Below are 19,086 nucleotides of genomic sequence, written 5' to 3' on the forward strand. Positions count from 1 at the left end.
GGAGAAACATGGAAAGAAAATCACAGGTGCAGATACCAAAAGATTTATTACTGGCATTGTTCCAGTACCATCTTGCTGGGAATGAGGAATATCTGCCGGAGATAGAAAAAGCATTGATGGAAAAATTAGACAGTATGGTAAAACGTCAGTTATATACAACATTCAAAACAGCACCAACCGAGGAAGAACGGGAAAAGGCAAGACAAGAGTATTTGGATAAGTGTGGAATGCATGAGAACTTTCGTTGGTAAAGATTCTGCTTGATGACCTTATGACAGGAGCGTGCCACGCACCTGTAAATAGCAGACAAAGAGAAGGTTTGTAAGGTGTAGCCGGTAGTTGATTGGCGAGGAAAAAACTTTTCAAAAGGGGGTCCTAATTCAGGGCGTCCCTATGGAAATGATAAATGAAGGGAGAATGACACCATGAGAGAAGGAAGATTAGGTTACAACAGTTATAACAAAAGATATGGATTATTGTCATCAGACTTATGGATTGCTCCAGGATTTCACTGCGGAGAATGTCTGGAAGTTCTAGTTGATGATCAGTGGGTAAAGATGCGAATGGAAATGAATCTGGCGAGAGAATGGTATTTGGTTGGAACACCATATTGTGGAGATCTGGAGTATGTACGGGCAAGGATACCGGAATAAAGCAGAAAGGAAGAGTAATAGTCGGTTTGTTGTTAGTGAAAAAAATAAGCCCGGATACGGGCAGAAAAAGAGGGCGGATACGCCCAAAATGAAAAGCGAAAGCCAAGTTGTGGTAGATGTAAGAAGCATCTCACAAAGCCCTCGGCGTTTGAGAGCGAAATACACCCATCGCACAAATTAAAGATTTGTACTCAGAATATTTCGCCCTGCCGGGAGCTGTTCCGCCGACAGGCGGATAGTTCGTAAACGGATGCCGATGCATCCACTCACAAATGATATGGCAGAATTTATTTTGCCGAAGACAAGGAGGGAGTGCCTATCGGAAGAAATTCATTTATTCAAATGACAAAACTAAGCAATGTAAAAGGCAGAATCACTTATATATCCAGTCATGCAAAACAGGAAAACCTCTATGCAGTTTATGAAACCACAGAACGGAAATTTTGGCGGGAACTTGCAAAATGTAATCAGGAAGAATTTGTAAAAAGCGGGACAGAAGGAAAATGTATTGAGGCAAGAGAATTGATTATTGCTTTGCCAGAGAGTTTTACAGAATATCAGCCAGACAGATTGTTGCAACTTTTTACAAATCATTTTAAACAGAATTATGGAACAGAGTGTATTGCTGCTTTGCACCACAATAAAAGAAAGACTAATTATCACATTCATTTGATATTTGCAGAACGGAAGTTATTGGATGAACCAATCATTAAGATTGCCAGTAGAAATATGTTTTATGATGAACATGGAAAACATGTCCGAACCAAGAGAGAAGTATTAGGAGAAGATGGCGAGATCCGAGAAGGCTGCAGTGTTGTGAAGAAAGGAGAAGTCTATGAGAAGAAGCTGTTTACTGCGAAAGATGAACGCTTCAAGAGCAATTCATTTCTGGATGAGGTAAAGCATTCTTATACAGATTTAATCAATATTTATGTGCAGGACGAGAAACAGAAACTACAGGTATTTGAGCGTGGTGGCGTGTATCTTGCAACAAAGAAAATTGGAAAGAACAATCCGAAGGCACAGGAAATAGAAGAGGATAACCAAAAACGCTGGGAATGGAACAGAGCTGTTGATATGGCATTGATTAGTGGAGTGCTAGAACCGAAGATAATGGAAGTGAAGCGGAAAGAAATCACGGAGCCAATCAGGGAATCAATTGCCCGTCGTGGAAACAGACCACGATTATTTTCCAGAGTTGTAACAGTGGCTGTTGAGGCATTGGAGTTTTTAATAGCAAGTGTGCTGTTTAAGAAACCCAGGGAAGTATCGGAACAGGCAAACGTGGCACAGGCAGGAACAACGGAACCTGAGCAAACAGAGAGGATTGCAGAAAATATCGTACCAGAAAGTGTGAAGATGAAAGAAGAAAAGGCATAACCGAAGCAGCCAGAAATGACGAGGCTTGCATCGAAGTATCCGAAATTTTTCAAAGTTAAGAAAGAACTGGACGAACAAAATACTGCAATTCAACAGAAACAAAAACAGCTTTCTGCAAAGAAAAAAGAACTGTCAGAAGTCAAGGGATGGTTTAAAAGAAGAAAGAAAAAAGAATTGCAGAAAGAAATTGATGAACTGAAAAGTCAGATCAGAGATATGAAAGATTATCTTCCAATGATTGTGCAGAAAATCGGATATGGAAGTGTACAGGAATTTTTAAAAGATTTTAAGGTTTCTCAAACTGAGTATAGCCAGTATCGAAATGCAATAGAAAAATGGAAGAAAGAAACTGGCAAAGAGCCAGTAGCACGTGGTATTAGAGCAAAGCTGGCAGAAAAGAAACAAGAAATACAGAATGAACAGAAAAATAAACCGCATACCCGTAGTCAGAACAAAGATCGGGGAGCAAGATAGGAGGACAATCATGGAGAAACACATTATGGGAGAAAATGGAATCAGCTATACTTTAGGAAAGGACGGTCTGTATTATCCAGACCTGTATCTTCCGGAAGAGACAGAGTATCCGATTGGAAAGTATGGAATGTTGAGAAAAACTTACTTGAAAGAGCATGGGAAAGGATTATATCTGGAGCTGGTACTTGCTGGAAAGTTAAATGAGCACTTGCATCAGGTTGACGAGGAGTGTAATCAGATGATGGACAGACTGGTGGAGCAGATGAAAGAAAAGCAGGGAGTGACAGAAGAACTGAAGATGCAGGATCAGATGGTATGGGTTGGGAAAATGAATAATATCCGGGCATGTGCGGAGGAGATTGTGCTAATGAATGTTGTATATATGAACTAGAATGATGTCAGGGAAGGAATAGATTCCTTCCCATTAAATTCCCATTAAATACTATTAAATCATAGAACATACGGTTGCTTTTTGGGTGGAAATGAGTTAAACTAAGAATAGTTTTATTATGCAAGATATATAGGCCTGGAGGATAAGATGAGTGATTTAATAGATAAATGGTGTAGTTTAGAGGAAACTGCAGAATATTTGGGTGTGACAAAAGATACAATCAGAAATTGGATTAAAAAAACAGATATACCGGCGCACAAAATTGGAAGATTATGGAAATTTAAATTAACCGAAGTAGACGAGTGGGTAAAAAGTGGTAAAAGTGCATTGTAATTTTAACGATAAGTGGGGAATGTAAATATGAATAATAAAGAAAGATTATCAAGACTAATAGCCCAGTATCAAAAAAATATGGAGTTTTATAGAAATGCAAGAGAGTTTAATGAACAAGATTGTAGAGATGAATTTATAAGTCCATTATTAGAGAGCTTTGGTTGGGATGTACATAATGAAAAAGGAACGTCTCCGCAATATAAAGAAGTCGTTGTGGAAAAATTTTCAAACAGTGGAGATAGACCAGACTATACATTAACCTTAAATGGTGTATCAAAAATCTTTGTAGAAGCTAAGAAACCGGCAGTAAATATAAAAGAAGAACAAGAACCGGCTATTCAGGCAAGACGTTATGGATGGAATGCAAAACATAAATTGTCCATATTAACAAATTTTGAGGATATGATGATTTATGATGTTACAAATAAGCCACAGGATGGAGATTCTGCGACGGTATCGTTGTATCGAAAATATCACTATTTAGAGTATTTAAAGAAGTATGAAGAAATATATGAGTTGATTTCAAGAGAAAGTGTTTATACTGGAAAATATGATAAATATGTTGAGGATAAATTTCCAAACGAAGAACGATATTCAACAGAAGTAGATGAAGTCTTCTTAAAGCAAATTAATGAATGGAGACTTGAAATTGGTGATTACTTGTATCGTACAGATAATACATACAAAGATACAGATGTTTTGAATGATGTAGTGCAAGAATTTATAAATCAAATTATCTTTTTACGAATTTGTGAAGACAGAAATCTGCCATTATATCAAAGTTTAAAAGAAACTGCACGGAATAAAGTAGAGTTGCAGAGGGCATTAACAAAAGTTTTTAAAGAAGTTGATAAAAAATATAATTCTAAGCTATTTGCGGGCGATAATATTATTTTTGATTTGAATAATGATATTATTTTTAATATGATTCTTTCACTATATTATCCGAAGACTCCATATATGTTTAACATTATTGAGCCAGGAATTTTAGGAAAAATATATGAGAGTTTTCTTACAGAAAGTCTTGTTGAAAGAGATGACCATATAATATTGGCTGCGAAGAAAGAGTATAAATATCGTTCAGTGGTATCGACACCTGTCGAAATTGTAAAATATATGGTAAAAAATACATTAGCTCCAATTTGTGAGAAAAAAACGCCAGAAGAAATAAAAGATATTCAAATTGCAGATATCGCTTGTGGATCGGGAATATTTTTAGAGGAGGCATATCAATTTTTGGTTGATTATTGTACAGAATGGTATATGCAGCACGATTCAAAACATTTATTAGAGTTGAGTAATGGAAAAAAGAAATTGCCATTAACTGATAAAAAGGATATTTTAACGAGATGTATTTATGGCGTAGATATTGATGTTCATGCTGTTGAAGTTAGCAAATTTTCTTTATTAATAAAGTTAATAGAAGATGAAACACCAGCATCTGTGAAAGAATGCGTTCCGATTTTACCAGATTTAAGTTCTAATATAAAAAATGGGAATTCATTGATTTGCAGAGAAGATATATCTGGAAAAGATATGTCAATAGAGGCATTGTGCAATATAAAACCGTTTGAATGGAGCATGATCAATAGCGGATCAAGATTTGACGCTATTATTGGTAATCCACCATATGTAAAAACAGAAGATATTCATACCTTAGAGACAGAAGCAGAATTTGCAGTTTATAAGAAGAAATATAAAAGTGCATATAAACAATTTGATAAATATTTTTTATTTCTTGAAGAAGCGTTTAATCTTTTAAAAGAAAATGGTCAAATGTGTTATATCGTGCCGAATAAATTTTATAAAATAGGAGCAGGACAAGAACTGCGTCGGATAATATCTAAACATGTATCTAAATTAGATGATTTTGGAGATATGCAACTTTTCCCTGATAAGACTATTTATAGTTGCATAATTACGTTATGCAAAGAAAGCAGTAAGCAGATGGAATATACAAATGTTACTTCGTTAATTGATCTGTGGACTGGAGAAGAACAGGAAAGTATTAGGATAAAGAATGAATTATTAGATGAAAATCCGTGGAGATTAACTACAGATATTAAATTCATGAAAATGATTGCAACGGTAGAAGAAAATGGGAAACCATTAGGTGAAATAGTAAATATTTTTAATGGAATACAAACAAGTGCAGAAAGACCTAAACCGGTATATTGGTTTAGTAAAGATGAAATTGTTTCAGAAAAAGAAGACGAAATAATTGTTGATAAGTTTGAAAAAAGATACCATATAGAAAAGCGTATTTTGAAGCCTTTCTTTAAACCAACTAAGGCTGATGAAAAAGGAATGGGTACATATTCATTGTTAAAAACGGATAAGCATATTATTTTTCCATATAATGCAGATGGTAGCTTGATCAACGTTGAGATTATGAAAAAAGAGTATCCTGGAACATATCAATACCTACAGGACTGTTATGACTTGTTAGTTCCTAAATGTTTAAATGGTGGAAAAGGTCGTGACATAAAGAATGCAACAGCCGATACTTGGTATCAATATGGAAGAACACAGGCTTTGACTGCATTTGTAAATACTCCTAAGTTAATTGTTAGAATTTTAAGTAAAGAACCAATGTATGCATATGATGAAAATGATATGCTCATTGCTTCTGGTGGCACAGCGGGATATTGTGCAATAGCAAAGCTGCCTGATTCAAAATATGATTTAAGGTATATACAAGCATGGTTGAATCATCCATATACAGAAAAACTATTTCAAATTATGGGAAGTGATTTTGAAGGTGGATTTATAGCGAGAGGAACATACCTATTAAAGAAAATACCTTTTGTTGAATTAGATTTTGATGATGAAAAGCAAAAAGCGTTATATGAATCAGTGCTTACTTCAACAAAGAAAATAAATGAGTTGAATATTGTATTAGAACAGAAAAAAGATAAAGCATCTATTAGTGTAATAGAAGCCGAAAAGGAAAATTTAAGTAAACAAATTGAAGATAATATTACAAAAATTTATAATTTGCAATTTTAGGTGAGAGAATGATATTAAAAGAAGACAGTACAGAACAGAAATTAAGAGGTGCTTATTATACACCACTAAAATTGGCAGAAAAAATGGTGGATTTTTTTAAGCAGGATGCATCCATTAAATCAATATTAGAACCCAGTTGCGGAGATGGGGTGTTTGTGGACGCATTAGTTGAAACGCAGTTCTTGACTCAAAATAGAAAAGTGACTGCAATAGAAATCGAAAAAAATGAAGCCAAAAAAGTGGCTGCGAAGTTAAAAAATAATCCAAATGTATCTGTTGTGAATAGAGATTTTTTTGAGTTTTATCAAAAATATAAGGATATAAATAAGTATGACTTGATACTTGGAAATCCACCGTATATACGTTATCAATATCTTGAAGAAAAGCAAAGAATGGAAATGGCTGAAATATTAACAAGTCATGGAATGAAAGCCAATAAGCTGATAAACACATGGGTTGGATTCATGGTTGCTTGCGTTCATATGTTGAGTAATAATGGGAAAATTGCGTTTGTAATTCCAGCGGAAATTTTACAGGTTGCGTATGCGGAAGATTTAAGATTGTTTTTGTCTAATAAGTTATCCAAAATAACATTATTAACATTTGAAGAATTGGTTTTCCCAGGCATTGAACAAGAAGTGGTAGTTTTTATTGGAGAAAAAGGAGATTCAGAAAAAGGCATAAGGATTATAGAATTAAATAACCTTGATGATTTAGAAAATCTTAATATATATGCGAATGGTTTTCAGAAACTTAGCCATGTGCATGAAAAGTGGACAAAATACTTTACAACAGAGCAAGAAAATCAACTGATTTTAGATTTGAAAAATGATGATAGATTTCAAACGTTGTCTGAAACCGGTATTATTAATGTGGGGATCACAACAGGAAATAATAAGTACTTTTCAGTAGATAAAAAAATGGTTGAAGTATATGATTTAACTAATGTTGTTCGACCATTGATAGGAAGAAGTTCTCATGCACATAGTGTCTTTTTCAAATATGATGACTGGAAGAAAAATGTTGATCAGGGAAAAGCAGCTTATTTGATTGATTTTCCAGATACTCCAATAGAAAAATATAGTCAAGGACAAAAAAAATATATTGAACTTGGCGAGAAGAATGGTGATAACACGGGATATAAATGTAAAATCAGAGAGAAATGGTATCAAATACCATCTGTATGGGTGCCGGATGCTTTTTTCCTTCGCAGAAATAATCTATATCCTAAATTCGTGTTGAATTGTTGCGATGCTGTTTCTACAGATACTATGCATAGGATAAAATTTAATAATGATATTGAGCCAGAGAGAATAGTTTTATCGTATTATAATAGTATTTCTTTTGCTTTTACGGAAATCTGTGGACGTAGTTATGGTGGTGGGGTATTAGAAATATTGCCGGGAGAAGTAGGAAATGTATTGGTTCCTATTTTGGATTGTGTTCCAATTGAAAAGGTTAAGGAAATATTATATCAGGTAGATGAAATTGTGCGTAATGGAGAGAATATCGAGAAGGCTTTGGATCTTGTAGATAATAGTATTTTAGGCGAGTATTTGCATGTTAATGAGGAGACTTGTTCTATGGCGAGGGGAATATGGAAGAAGATGCAGCATAGGAGATTAAAAAGAGGATAAAGTATATGGCAAGAAGCAGGGATGCAGTAGATACAATAAAAGGATATTATTATCAGTTTGACTATTTTATTTTTCAATTAATAAGTTTAGTAAATGAAGAGGATACTGTGACAATAGAGGGAATAGAAGACGTTGATATTCTTGAAGAAAAAGAAATGGTTGCCGTACAGTGTAAGTATTATGCAAAAACAGAATATAATCATTCGGTTATTGCAAAACCAATTAGGCTTATGCTTAAAGATTATGTCAATAGAACTCCAGAAAAAAGAAAAATACGATATAAACTGTATGGCAAATATCAATCGGGGCAAGACAAATATCCAGGAATGTTAACTGTAGAATTTGCAAAAAAGAATTTGTTTACATATACTGAAAAGAAAGTGGTACATGTGTTACATGAGGAACTAAACTTAACTGATAAAGATATAGAGGAGTTCTTGGATAAGGTAGATGTTGATATTAATGCGGAAGATTATCAGGAACAGCAGGATAAAGTAATAAGTGGTTTAGAAAAGATTTTTGGATGTGATAGATTTGAGGCAGAATATTACTATTATAATAATGCTCTTAGATTAGTTAAAGAAATAGCTGTACAACAGAAAATGTGTGAGAGAATTGTAAGCAAAAGAGAGTTTTTGGACAAAATTAACAATAAAAAAATGTTGTTTGATAAATGGTATTTACAGTTCAAGGGAATACGAGATTATTGTGCCGATATACGGAAACAGTATTTTTCACAAAGAAATGTGTCTCCATTTGAAAGATTTTTTTTGATTGAATGTGATACAACGGTAAATGATGCACAAATTGTTTCACTGATTGCAAAGATATCAAAAAATTGGAGTAAACTATCCAGAAGGGAAATAAAACCATTTTGTCCATATGTTTATTTGAATGGAATTAGTCAGGAACGATTAGTTGGTTTGAAGAAAAAATTACAACGAGAAGATATACGGTTATGGGATGGACATGATTTTTTAGGCGCAGAATTTATGGCTGATTCTATTATACGGAGGGCAAATTACGTAAATGACATAAAGGTGAAAATAATTAACCATATTGAAAATTTGGATGATATTTTAGAAAAAGCAACAGGAACTAAAGTGATTTATCAATTCTATTTGAAAGAACCATTTTATGAAAGTAATCAAAATCTTTGCTATGGAATACAAATTTCTAAAACAGAAGATATTTATATGATGATTTAGGGGGAAGAACGATGGAAGAAAACGAAAAACTTAATGCAGAAGTTATTGCAGTTCTGCCGAATAAGGTAAAAATATCAGTTGATGATTTAGAAAATTTTCAATTAGCAGAAGAAAAACTTAAGGTAGGGTCATATCTTCGGATTGCAGATAATGATAATGCGGTATTGATAGCAATTATTGAAAATTTCAATATTGAAGTCGGAGTTAATCAAAGCGGAGAAGCAAATAGAAAATATATATTGGAAGCGAATCCTTTAGGCATAATTCGAAATGGGCGATTTGAACGAGGTGGAGATACAATTGCAATCCCACCTAAAAAGGTTGAACCTGCCAAAAAAGAAGAAATTCAAAAAATTTTTGAAGAATCATTAGAAGATGAAAAAAAGTTTAGTTTCTCAACATTATCTACAGATAGAACTATTTCAGTGCCAGTAGATGGAGATAAATTTTTTAATAAACATATAGCTATTGTTGGGTCAACAGGATCCGGAAAATCTCATTCTGTAGCAAAAATACTTCAAAAGGCAATTAGTTCAAAAAAGGGAACATATCAAGGATTAAATAATTCGCATATAGTTGTTTTTGATATTCATTCGGAGTATCATACTGCATTTCCGAATGCTAATTTTATTGATATATCTAATTTAGTATTGCCGTACTGGTTGTTAAATAGTGATGAATTACAAGAGCTTTTTATTGATACAGAGGCCAATGATCATAGACAAAGAAATGTATTGAAAGAAGCAATTGTTAATAACCGAAAAAAACATTTTAATGGAGATTCTGCTTTAAAGGAAAAAATACATTTCGATTCACCGCTCTTTTTTGATGTCGATGAAATACTTATGTATATCAAAAATAGAAATAATGAAAAGAAAGATAAAAATAATAATATTCCGTATAAAACAGCAGATGGAGAAACACATAATTATGATACTAAAAAAGCTGAATGTTTATTTGAGGAAGAAGTTGAATATACAGGATCTTCTGCATCTGGAACAAATAACGGAAGCCTGATAAATTTTATAGATAGATTGGAAAATAAAATAAATGACAAGCGTTTAGAATTTCTATTCGGAGAAGCTTCAAAGAAAATTTCGTTTGAAGAAACATTACATGAACTGTTAGGATATCAAGAAGAGGCAAAATCAAATATTACAATTTTAGATTTGAGTGGTGTTCCATTTGATGTATTGAGTATAACTGTTTCATTAATCTCAAGAATCTTATTTGAATTTGGATATTATTATAAGCGGATGAGAGCGGAAAATAGTACGGGAGAAGGTGAGGTTATCAATGATGTGCCAATATTATTAGTATATGAAGAAGCTCATAAGTATGTTCCTAATAATGATATGGCAAAATATCGGGCATCAAGAGAATCCATAGAACGTATTGCTAAAGAAGGAAGAAAATATGGAATTTCACTGATGTTGGCAAGTCAGCGTCCATCTGAAATATCCGAAACAATTTTTTCACAATGTAATAATTTTTTGTCATTACGTTTGACTAATCCTGCAGATCAGAATTATGTGAAAAGATTGTTGCCAGACACATTAGGAAACATTGTAGATAAAATGCCAGTTTTAAGAGCCGGGGAATGTTTACTTATTGGAGATGCAGTGATATTACCGTCAATTGTTCAGGTAGAAGAATGCGATTTAAAACCGTCATCAACCGATATACCTTATCTGCAATTATGGAAAGAGGAATGGCATTCTTTAGACGTCGAAGCAATAAAAAAGACATGGAAGAGATAAGGGAGAGAAAGGGTATGCTGAATTGAAATTTAAAATATAATTCAAAATATGAATTGTCAATCAGTACCTAAGCGGTTATAATGAAGTGGCAACAAATTGGCAACAGAAAATCAGTGAGCCAAAATAATATATGTAACAGAAATAAAATAACGGCAAAAAAGATACAAAACTTAAACAAATATATTTAAGAACATCTTTGGACTTGCCGAGTTTGAATAAAATACTATTGTTAACAGAGGATGCGGGAATATATTTCTGCACCCTTTGTTAATTGTCAGATGAAAGTCTGTGAGTTGAAAAACATTATTATATATTTGCTTATGTAAAAAGGCGATTGATTTATTCAGTCGCTTTTTTGTTTTCAAAAAAGTAACTGAGATTGTTTGCTTTGTGTCAAAATTATTCGTCGTATTGTAACGAACACTTTGGCTTGGTATAGGAACGCTGAATCGTCAGCCCCCTTGCGGGGCTGTGAGTTAAAACAAAAATCAGGTAATCGACTTTTCTGCCGCCCTCAAAGTCAGCCTTCTTGTGGATTGTGAGTTGAAACAATTTTTCTCTACATCTAAATGAAAAACTTAAGCTTTCAGCTGTTCTTGGGAGAATGGAATAAGTGCAGTCGGTGAGGACAACTAAATAAAGCCTCCTGCAATATGATGTCGCAAGCCAAACTCAAAACCAGAGGAGGCGTTCCAAATGAACAATGGAAGTTTATCACATACCCAATGAAATAATATAAAATTGCATACATGGTATAATTATGGTACAATTAAACTACATAAAGGAGGTGCTTTTATGCCGCAAATTGTTCCAATCAGTCATTTAAAAAACACTTCAGAAATTTCAGAAATGTGTCATTCTACAAAAGAACCAATCTTTATTACGAAAAATGGGTATGGTGACATGGTGCTCATGAGTATGGAAAACTATGAACGGATGATGAAGTTGTCAAAAGTTTATAAGGAGCTGGAGGAGTCGGAGAGCCAGATAGAAGCGGGGCAGACGATGAATGCGAGAAAGCAGCTTGCATCCATGAGGGAGAAATATGGGTTATAAACTGGAAATTACGCAGAAGGCATCTGAACATTTGGATCAGTTGCTGGCTTATCTGTTGAATCCGTTAAAAAGCGATCAGACAGCCAAACATCTTCTTTCGGGAATCGAAGAAATTTATGATCGTCTGGAAGAAGATCCATGGCAATTTCCAGCATGTATCGATTATGTGCTTCGAAAAAAGGAATACCGGAAGGCAAAAATACCGGGCATGGCATAGCTTATGATTTATCGGGTAAATGAAGATATAAGAACGGTCTATGTCATGGGAATCTTTCATGAATTAGAGAACTATGGAAGCAAGTTATAAAGAAGACCTGAGAGAAATCCGGTTGGATGACAATATATTTCCCTGGATATTACGGTAATGGGAAGAGACGGACTATTTTGAGATGTTCTGCAAAGAACTAGAAGCGTGTGGGATCACATATAGGCTGAAATCGGAAGGACCGCTGATATTGACACAGATGGCGGAACTTTGGCACTGTGTTGCGGTGGTTCTATGTCGATAGTTGGGGTGGGATTTCTTAGAATCCCGCTCCATTATTGAATTTGGAGCTTTTCCAGATCCTTTGGAGGAAGTTTATAATTACGCACATTTTTTGACATGGAAAAGATTATGATGGCAGATGAAAAAAATCAGCAGTATTCCAGTTGCAAATGAGGTTCACTAGAAAGCGAAAGAGAGAACAATAAAATGAACAACAAGATCGTAGTCTGCCTCGGAAGAGGTGGGCAGAGAGATATGGCAGAGTCTTTTGCCAGAAAAACAGGAGCGCCGATCGTGGATAAGCCGGGAGAATATCTGACGATTCATTTTGATTCCAAGGGAGTGTCACTGTCAGGATTCGGGCTGACTTATCAGGGGGACTTTGCGGAGACAATGATGCATAGAGTCACCAATGGAAGACTGCAGCATGAGATGCTGGTAAAGGCGGCAAGCTCCGAGAAAGAAGGGCGGAAAGCAATTGATGCCACTGCAGGTATGGGAGAGGATGCTTTTTTACTGGCTGCACAGGGGTATGAGGTGACATTATATGAGCAGAATCCGGTGGTCGCTGCACTTCTGAAGGATGCCATCCGTCGTGCGAAAAAGAATCAGATTTTAAAGGATATCGCCGGCCGCATGAAAGTAGTGGAGGCAGATAGTGTGGAAAGCATGTCAAAGCTTCTGGATCCGGTAGATGTGATCTATCTGGATCCGATGTTTCCTGCGAGACAGAAATCCAGTCTGATCAATAAAAAACTTCAGCTGATCCAGAAGCTGGAGCCGCCATGCTCGGAGGAAACAGATCTTTTTGATGCGGCACTAAAAGTGTGTCCGTCAAGAATTATCGTTAAGCGGCCATTGAAAAGTGAATGTCTAGCAGGCAGAGAACCTTCCTATACATTGAAGGGGAAGGCAATTCGGTATGATTGCTATGTGCTGTAAAAACTCCCACTAACAGAAGAACCGCCCATGCGGTGTGGTCTGATCAATTTTCCGGGAAATGGGAGATCAATAGTCTTGCAGTCTTAAGGTGCGAATGATATAAAATTTCATGATAAATTGGGCAAAACAAGAAATGCGAACCAATAGATAAAATAGTGGAATCAAGAGTCATAAAGAATAAAACATCACAGACTGATCCGGATGGCAACATTTACTACCTGAATCCGATCTCTGACAACACCAAAGGTAAAATGCAGACTGGATGGTTATGGATCCCGGATGCAAATGGTGTTAAGAGATGTTACTATTTCAACCCGGTTTCCGATGGCTACCGCGGAAAACTGCTGAGAAATACTGTCATTGATGGCAGCACTGTGAACGCAGACGGTGTATGGACGGTCAATGGAGTGGTGCAGACGAAATAGGGAAGAGAAAACAGATATGTAAGACATCATAATAAAAATATCACAGGCAGGGGCAGATGAAGCAATCGTGTTTCATCTGCCCCTGCCTTTTTGTGTCCAAAAATTGTGAGAGCCTGAGCATAGAATAAGAATCACAGAGCATAACAGAAAGCACACTTTACGATATGAAGGAGGACACATATGAACACATTACTGAAAAGCGCAGGCGGTATCACACAGGTTTCGGCAGATTCCAGACTGCTGTCAAATCGGCTGATCTTTCTGGAGGGAAAGATCGATGCGGGCAGTGCGGGGGAGTTTGTCCGTCAGATCCTGATCCTGAATCAGGAGAGCACGGAGAAGGCGATCCGTGTCCTGGTCAACAGTGCTGGTGGGGAGATCAGCTCCGGTCTCATGATCTACGATGCGATCCAGGGAAGCCGGGCACCGGTCGAGCTCTACTGCATCGGACATGCGTACAGCATGGCGGCCGTGATCGTTGCGTGCGGATCGCATGGAAGATATATCCTGCCGCATGGGGAGATGATGATCCATGAACCGATGCTTGGGCAGCAGGTTGCCGGGAATTCGTCCTCGATCCGTTCCATCTCGGAGGGACTTTTGGAGATGAAGGGGCGGATCAACCGTCTTCTTGCAAAGCACACAAAAAGGAGTGAGGAGGAGATTGAAAAAGCAACTGCCTACGACCATTTTTTCAGCCCGGAGGAAAGCGTCGAATTCGGACTGTGCGATGAGATCGTGGGATTTGAGAAGATCCTGGAACCGATTCTGTAAATGCTCCTCGCCGGAGTTATCTGGGATTCCATAGTACAAGGAAATAAGATTTGCCCGGAGATAGAAGGCAAAGCCATCGGTGCAGCAGATGCGGGATGGTTTTGATCCACGTCTGAGAAAACATGAGACTGTGAACTGCTGCGGCGCAAAAAGGCACGTGCAGGGGGAGTGTACAGGCCGGTGCAGTAAAGATGCAGTTTAAAATTCTGTTACATAGTTTGGAGGTATGCGTATATGAAAAAAGAACGAGTTATTTTAGGAAAGAACTGTTCCTACAGCGCGGACAGCAAAATCACAGGAGTCAACAATAACCGCGTGATCGTCGGCGGTTCCGGATGCGGAAAAACGGTTTCCATCCTGGAGCCGGAGCTTTTGGAGCTTCTGAGAGCCGGATCCTCCAACATGATCGTTGTTGCGACGAAGCGGCGTCTGGTCGACAAGTATAGAAATCCATTAAAAAATGCCGGATATACTGTGTATGACTTGAATTTCGCGGAGCCGGAAAATTCGAATTGCTGCTATGACCCATTAAAATATACAAAAACCGAGGAGGACATCACAGATCTGGCATCTGCGATCGTGCTCGCAAATGCGAAAAAAAGCAACTCGAAAATGGACCCGTTCTGGGATGACAGCGCGATCTCGCTTCTCACTGCGGAGTGTGCAGCATTTCTGGCACTTGGTAGGGACTGCTTTGCCGATGTTGTCCGGTTTCAGAGCAGCATGGGTATCTATTCAGCAGGAAATGCAGGAATCACGACCAGCTTCGATAAGGTGATGGAAGAAGCGGCTGCCAGCCGGCCGGAGTATTGTATCGAAAAATACTGGAATACATTCCGGGAGAATCCGGATCGGACTGCCCGCTGCATTTATACATCATTAAACACTGCGATGGATAAAATGTTCACATCCAGGATCTGCAAAGTGATGAAGACAAGACCGGTTATCGATTTCCAGAATGTGGCGAACGAAAAGAGCGTGATCTTCGTGACGACAAGTCCGGTAAAAAAATCACTCCACGCTCTTGCCCAGATGTTCATCTCCCAGGCGGTGAAAGAGCTGTTTGAGATCGCGGAGAAAAAGCCATCCGGTACGTTGAAGAGGCCGGTCCATATTTCCTTCGACGATTTTGCCACCGGCGGGCGGTGTGCAAACTTTCCGGAGTATATCTCGATTTTCCGGGAAAAGGGAATGTCCTCGACGATCCTTCTCCAGTCGGAGGCGCAGCTTCACCAGATGTATGGGAGCGACGCGATCACGATCCTGGATAACTGCGACAGCTATGTATATCTCGGCGGAAACAATATCGATACCGCAAAGAGCATCAGTATTCGGCTGAATGTCCCGGTAAATGAAGTGCTGCACATGCCGGTCGGGCGGGAGATTGTTTTCCGCAGAGGTCAGCAGCCGGTCGTGACGGAACGGTACGATGTCTTTCAGGACGAGGACTACCGGCGGATCACGAGAGAGTACCAGGAGGAGGTACGGAAAAGTGAAGAGGTGATCGGGAGAATAGAAAATCGGTGCCAGAGTGTCAGACGGGCGAGGATGAACCGGCTGCTGAGCGAGGAGGGCGGCGAGGTGGAGATTAGGGAGGTGGAATAGGCGTATAAAAATATCCCGGTCACGTGGGAAATGTGACCGGGATGTTTTTATACGCTTGCGAAAAGACAAAGATCATTACAGATGACTAGGTACGCCGCGCGGGATGCGGACCGCAGACTTTATATAAGGAGTAATCAAGCCTTTAAATCTTTTTCAATCGCCTCGTAAATCTGCACATAAGATTCCAATGCGTGACAAATGACCGCAATAGAGTGACGGTTGCTGTCGTTGCCGGCATGATTTGTCTTATTTCGTTCATCCTTTAACTGCATATGCAGACGGAGAAGAATATTGATCTTCCGGTAGGATTTCGGATTTTCTGCGATATAATATTTGCGAACCGGAAACGTATTATCTTTTGTATTGAGGACGGATATAACCGGATTAGAGTTATATGCCTCCAGCGCGAGATAATTGGTCCGCTCTTTCAGCGGTACAAATGGGACCTTCTTGGAAGGACGTTTCGTATATCCGACCGCCTGCACAATATAGTTTTCTGCAGATTCCCACCCTTTTTTAGGTGAATTCTTCTGGGTGATATAGCTCAGAAAATCGTCACTCAGAACTGGATCCTTTGATTTTGAATTAAAGATAGAAAAAGCAGTTACTGCTTTTTGACCATTTTTTTCTTCTTTCTGCTTCTCAGAAATTAAAAATCCATTTTTCAGAAATACAGCCGGCATTTTGCTCTCCACCAGAGTAAGAGCCTGCTGAATGAAGCCCTTTTCGGTACACCATCTGATCTCATCAATAACACGGCGGTCTTTGTTATTCAGAAGACTATGACCATAGCTGTCACGGATCAGATCCTGGAACATTGTGAGATAACCGACATTCTGGAGAGAATTATTCTGTTTTCCCAGTTTCGGAAGAGAATCAGAAAGATTCTTTAACCCAGTTTCGAATTTTGTAACATCGCAAAGCTGAATACCTTCCGCAATCGTCTGCATATTTGCTAAAACTTCCTGTTCATCGCTATTGCTGCTTTTAAGAGCAGTATCCGAATGGGATTTTTCCGGTGCGATCGCCTGCTTCAGCGATGCAGTTTGTCCGTAATAGATACATTCATGAATGCCGGATACGAAATTCATGATCTTAAAAATTTCAGAAGCAGAGGTAAAAACAGCGCGAGGTCTGGAGTATTCAACGCTGTGAATATTTTTTTCCGGGATTGTGATGCCTTCCATCTGAAGCAGGGAGAGGATACTGTTCAGAGCTTCTTGATCAGTTCGGATACCACCGTGAGTGTCTACATGAATATCCATATTTGGGTAATGCTTTTTCAGAGGACGAATTTGCTTGACCACTTCGTTGATGAAAAGTACAGTCTTTTGCGTACGCCGCTCCTGGGTGTCAGATGACTTGGGAGAAGTATCTATATCCGTGTGAATTTCCTTATCAGACAATGAAGTGATCGAAGTTATACAATGGCGAAGAAATCAAAACAGACACAGGCGTGACAGAGCTGGAAGAGCAGAGAGTGTCTGGCGGGAGCAAAAGCGGAACAGGCAGGGGATAGATGGACAAAAAATCCATCTGTCCCTTTTTTCGTCAGAAAGAAGAAACCTGTTTACTTTTCCCGAAATCCCTTTTATACTGGGTAAAGCGCATATATTAGCGGCTGTTCAGCGGGGCTGTGCAGTTCCTGCACGGACTGGAAAAAGAGTATGAGTAACGGAGGAGAAGAAGGATGCAAAAATGTAAAAAGGGGCAGCGCTGCTTCTTGCGGCGTCCATGATGACATTTCTGCTTGCCGGATGCGGATCGAACCAGGTGACGACGGAGAATACAGGCAGCTCGGACTACAGACCTGATCGCGGGCTTCCGTATATCATTTCTCTTCTGGTCCTGGCGGTTTCTTCGAAGAAGTCGAGAGCACCGAAGGCGGAAGGAATCCCGTATGATAAGGGACAGAGATAAGATCAGGGAAAAATTTTTGTCTGGGGCAGTCCAGAATGGGAAACTGCCCCAGATGTTGTGAAAGTGTTATGCTAGAGATAAAGGAGAAGAATATATAAGATGGGAATCGTTGTAATCGGAGATGTTTTTATTGATATTAAGGGATATTCCTTATCCCCGTATATCCCGCAGGGAAGAAATGCCGGAACGGTCATTCAGATCCATGGCGGAGTAGCAAGAAATGTGGCGGAGAATATCGCAAACATCGAGTTAAAGCCGACGTTCATCAGCGCTGTGGACAACAACGCGATGGGTGATGATGTGATCGAGAAGCTGAAACGCCATAAAGTTGAGACAAAGTATATGAAAAAGGTTGAGAACGGAATGGGAACATGGCTTGCCGTTTTCGACCATGAAGGAGATGTTGTCGCCTCCATTTCCAAGAGACCGGATCATAAGCCGATCGAGCAGATCCTCGATGAGTATGGGGACGAGATCTTCAAGGACGCGGACAGCATCGCGATCGAGATCGACACGGATAAGGAGATCGTGAAAAAGACATTTGCGTATGCGGAAAAGTATGGGAAAGAGGTCTACGCACTCGTGTCCAACATGACGATCGCAGTCGAGAGACGGGACTTCCTGCGCAGAACAGCATGTTTTGTCTGCAACCAGCAGGAAGCCGGGATCCTTTTTTCCGAGGATTATGAACACATGACAGCGGCGGAGCTCGCAAAGGTCCTTCCGGAGCGCGTCCGCTCAGCGCAGATTGCCCGCATGGTTGTGACCATGGGCGGGGACGGCGCTCTCTATGTGGATAAAGACGGAAGTACCGGGATCTATCCGGCAAGAAAAGTGGATGTTGTCGATACGACCGGAGCCGGAGACGCGTTTTTCTCAGGTGTCTGCATCGGTCTGACTTACGGAAAGAGCCTGCAGGATTCCTGCAGGATCGGAACAAGACTTGCAGCGACCGTGATCTGTACTTCGGAGAATATCTGCCCGAGATTTATGCCGGAAGAATTTGGTCTTGTGCAGTAGGGTAGCAGCGTA

At 38.7% G+C, this 19,086-nt stretch carries 19 protein-coding genes; 18 read left to right on the plus strand and 1 reads right to left on the minus strand.

What is annotated here, in order from left to right; all coding sequences use genetic code 11:
* The first annotated feature begins 8 nt into the window (after positions 1–8).
* The 16 genes from ACI3EW_RS02535 (at position 9) to ACI3EW_RS02610 (ending at position 16,134) form a co-directional block, all read left to right on the plus strand.
* Positions 9–251, plus strand: coding sequence for a hypothetical protein (locus ACI3EW_RS02535; RefSeq protein ID WP_055284201.1), 243 nt, complete (start codon positions 9–11; stop codon positions 249–251).
* 174 nt (positions 252–425) lie between these two features.
* Positions 426–653 (plus strand): DUF5348 domain-containing protein, encoded by a 228-nt coding sequence (locus tag ACI3EW_RS02540; protein ID WP_118530146.1) that lies wholly within the window; start codon positions 426–428, stop codon positions 651–653.
* A 312-nt stretch (positions 654–965) separates the two neighbouring features.
* The gene (locus tag ACI3EW_RS02545; RefSeq protein ID WP_483879998.1) at positions 966–2,033 is read left to right on the plus strand and encodes a MobA/MobL family protein; all 1,068 of its coding nucleotides are present in this window, start codon (positions 966–968) and stop codon (positions 2,031–2,033) included.
* A 15-nt stretch (positions 2,034–2,048) separates the two neighbouring features.
* Positions 2,049–2,507 (plus strand): coiled-coil domain-containing protein, encoded by a 459-nt coding sequence (locus ACI3EW_RS02550; RefSeq protein WP_243022240.1) that lies wholly within the window; start codon positions 2,049–2,051, stop codon positions 2,505–2,507.
* A gap of 10 nt (positions 2,508–2,517) precedes the next feature.
* Positions 2,518–2,898, plus strand: coding sequence for a TnpV protein (locus tag ACI3EW_RS02555; protein ID WP_118530143.1), 381 nt, complete (start codon positions 2,518–2,520; stop codon positions 2,896–2,898).
* Between the two features lie 147 nt (positions 2,899–3,045).
* Positions 3,046–3,231 (plus strand): helix-turn-helix domain-containing protein, encoded by a 186-nt coding sequence (locus tag ACI3EW_RS02560; protein ID WP_055284203.1) that lies wholly within the window; start codon positions 3,046–3,048, stop codon positions 3,229–3,231.
* A gap of 27 nt (positions 3,232–3,258) precedes the next feature.
* Positions 3,259–6,240, plus strand: a complete 2,982-nt coding sequence (locus ACI3EW_RS02565; protein WP_118530139.1) for an Eco57I restriction-modification methylase domain-containing protein — start codon at positions 3,259–3,261, stop codon at positions 6,238–6,240.
* An 8-nt stretch (positions 6,241–6,248) separates the two neighbouring features.
* A complete protein-coding gene (locus tag ACI3EW_RS02570) occupies positions 6,249–7,877 on the plus strand; it encodes an Eco57I restriction-modification methylase domain-containing protein (RefSeq protein ID WP_118530136.1) in 1,629 nt (542 codons plus the stop codon).
* A gap of 5 nt (positions 7,878–7,882) precedes the next feature.
* Complete coding sequence (locus ACI3EW_RS02575) at positions 7,883–9,085, plus strand: DUF4297 family anti-phage-associated protein (protein WP_118530132.1); 1,203 nt, start codon at positions 7,883–7,885, stop codon at positions 9,083–9,085.
* An 11-nt stretch (positions 9,086–9,096) separates the two neighbouring features.
* Positions 9,097–10,845 carry an anti-phage-associated helicase HerA gene (gene herA, locus ACI3EW_RS02580; RefSeq protein ID WP_118530130.1) on the plus strand — a complete coding sequence of 583 codons (1,749 nt, stop codon included), beginning with the start codon at positions 9,097–9,099 and terminating at the stop codon, positions 10,843–10,845.
* Between the two features lie 795 nt (positions 10,846–11,640).
* Positions 11,641–11,901: a type II toxin-antitoxin system Phd/YefM family antitoxin gene (locus tag ACI3EW_RS02585; protein WP_118297493.1), complete on the plus strand. Its 261-nt coding sequence runs from the start codon at positions 11,641–11,643 to the stop codon at positions 11,899–11,901.
* On the plus strand, positions 11,891–12,118 hold the full coding sequence (locus tag ACI3EW_RS02590; protein ID WP_118530128.1) for a type II toxin-antitoxin system RelE/ParE family toxin: 228 nt from the start codon (positions 11,891–11,893) through the stop codon (positions 12,116–12,118). Before ACI3EW_RS02585 ends, ACI3EW_RS02590 begins: the two co-directional genes overlap by 11 nt.
* 477 nt (positions 12,119–12,595) lie before the next feature.
* Positions 12,596–13,330, plus strand: a complete 735-nt coding sequence (locus ACI3EW_RS02595; protein WP_118530110.1) for a class I SAM-dependent methyltransferase — start codon at positions 12,596–12,598, stop codon at positions 13,328–13,330.
* 155 nt (positions 13,331–13,485) lie between these two features.
* Positions 13,486–13,755, plus strand: a complete 270-nt coding sequence (locus ACI3EW_RS02600; RefSeq protein ID WP_118530108.1) for a hypothetical protein — start codon at positions 13,486–13,488, stop codon at positions 13,753–13,755.
* A 180-nt stretch (positions 13,756–13,935) separates the two neighbouring features.
* The gene (locus ACI3EW_RS02605; RefSeq protein ID WP_118530106.1) at positions 13,936–14,529 is read left to right on the plus strand and encodes a ClpP family protease; all 594 of its coding nucleotides are present in this window, start codon (positions 13,936–13,938) and stop codon (positions 14,527–14,529) included.
* A gap of 234 nt (positions 14,530–14,763) precedes the next feature.
* Complete coding sequence (locus ACI3EW_RS02610; protein WP_118530104.1) at positions 14,764–16,134, plus strand: type IV secretory system conjugative DNA transfer family protein; 1,371 nt, start codon at positions 14,764–14,766, stop codon at positions 16,132–16,134.
* Between the two features lie 134 nt (positions 16,135–16,268).
* Here ACI3EW_RS02610 and ACI3EW_RS02615 read toward each other — a convergent pair whose 3' ends face one another.
* A complete protein-coding gene (locus tag ACI3EW_RS02615; RefSeq protein ID WP_405579205.1) occupies positions 16,269–17,399 on the minus strand; it encodes a hypothetical protein in 1,131 nt (376 codons plus the stop codon).
* A gap of 469 nt (positions 17,400–17,868) precedes the next feature.
* On the opposite strand from ACI3EW_RS02615, the gene ACI3EW_RS02620 reads away from it, so the two are divergent.
* Complete coding sequence (locus tag ACI3EW_RS02620) at positions 17,869–18,054, plus strand: YgdI/YgdR family lipoprotein (protein WP_405579226.1); 186 nt, start codon at positions 17,869–17,871, stop codon at positions 18,052–18,054.
* A 99-nt stretch (positions 18,055–18,153) separates the two neighbouring features.
* Entirely contained in the window at positions 18,154–19,074 is a 921-nt protein-coding gene (locus ACI3EW_RS02625; RefSeq protein WP_118297490.1) for a carbohydrate kinase family protein, read from the plus strand.
* The last annotated feature ends 12 nt before the right edge of the window (positions 19,075–19,086 follow it).

This window comes from Pilosibacter rotomagensis, from assembly GCF_045062245.2.
Classification (GTDB): domain Bacteria; phylum Bacillota; class Clostridia; order Lachnospirales; family Lachnospiraceae; genus Pilosibacter.

Excerpts from the sequence above, each read along its gene's own strand:
- ACI3EW_RS02535 (WP_055284201.1), top strand. The coding sequence starts at position 9 with ATGGAAAGAAAATCACAGGTGCAGATACCAAAAGATTTATTACTGGCA.
- ACI3EW_RS02540 (WP_118530146.1), top strand. The coding sequence starts at position 426 with ATGAGAGAAGGAAGATTAGGTTACAACAGTTATAACAAAAGATATGGA.
- ACI3EW_RS02550 (WP_243022240.1), top strand. The coding sequence starts at position 2,049 with ATGACGAGGCTTGCATCGAAGTATCCGAAATTTTTCAAAGTTAAGAAA.
- ACI3EW_RS02555 (WP_118530143.1), top strand. The coding sequence starts at position 2,518 with ATGGAGAAACACATTATGGGAGAAAATGGAATCAGCTATACTTTAGGA.
- ACI3EW_RS02560 (WP_055284203.1), top strand. The coding sequence starts at position 3,046 with ATGAGTGATTTAATAGATAAATGGTGTAGTTTAGAGGAAACTGCAGAA.
- ACI3EW_RS02565 (WP_118530139.1), top strand. The coding sequence starts at position 3,259 with ATGAATAATAAAGAAAGATTATCAAGACTAATAGCCCAGTATCAAAAA.
- ACI3EW_RS02570 (WP_118530136.1), top strand. The coding sequence starts at position 6,249 with ATGATATTAAAAGAAGACAGTACAGAACAGAAATTAAGAGGTGCTTAT.
- ACI3EW_RS02575 (WP_118530132.1), top strand. The coding sequence starts at position 7,883 with ATGGCAAGAAGCAGGGATGCAGTAGATACAATAAAAGGATATTATTAT.
- herA (WP_118530130.1), top strand. The coding sequence starts at position 9,097 with ATGGAAGAAAACGAAAAACTTAATGCAGAAGTTATTGCAGTTCTGCCG.
- ACI3EW_RS02585 (WP_118297493.1), top strand. The coding sequence starts at position 11,641 with ATGCCGCAAATTGTTCCAATCAGTCATTTAAAAAACACTTCAGAAATT.
- ACI3EW_RS02590 (WP_118530128.1), top strand. The coding sequence starts at position 11,891 with ATGGGTTATAAACTGGAAATTACGCAGAAGGCATCTGAACATTTGGAT.
- ACI3EW_RS02595 (WP_118530110.1), top strand. The coding sequence starts at position 12,596 with ATGAACAACAAGATCGTAGTCTGCCTCGGAAGAGGTGGGCAGAGAGAT.
- ACI3EW_RS02605 (WP_118530106.1), top strand. The coding sequence starts at position 13,936 with ATGAACACATTACTGAAAAGCGCAGGCGGTATCACACAGGTTTCGGCA.
- ACI3EW_RS02610 (WP_118530104.1), top strand. The coding sequence starts at position 14,764 with ATGAAAAAAGAACGAGTTATTTTAGGAAAGAACTGTTCCTACAGCGCG.
- ACI3EW_RS02615 (WP_405579205.1), bottom strand. The coding sequence starts at position 17,399 with ATGGATATTCATGTAGACACTCACGGTGGTATCCGAACTGATCAAGAA.
- ACI3EW_RS02620 (WP_405579226.1), top strand. The coding sequence starts at position 17,869 with ATGATGACATTTCTGCTTGCCGGATGCGGATCGAACCAGGTGACGACG.
- ACI3EW_RS02625 (WP_118297490.1), top strand. The coding sequence starts at position 18,154 with ATGGGAATCGTTGTAATCGGAGATGTTTTTATTGATATTAAGGGATAT.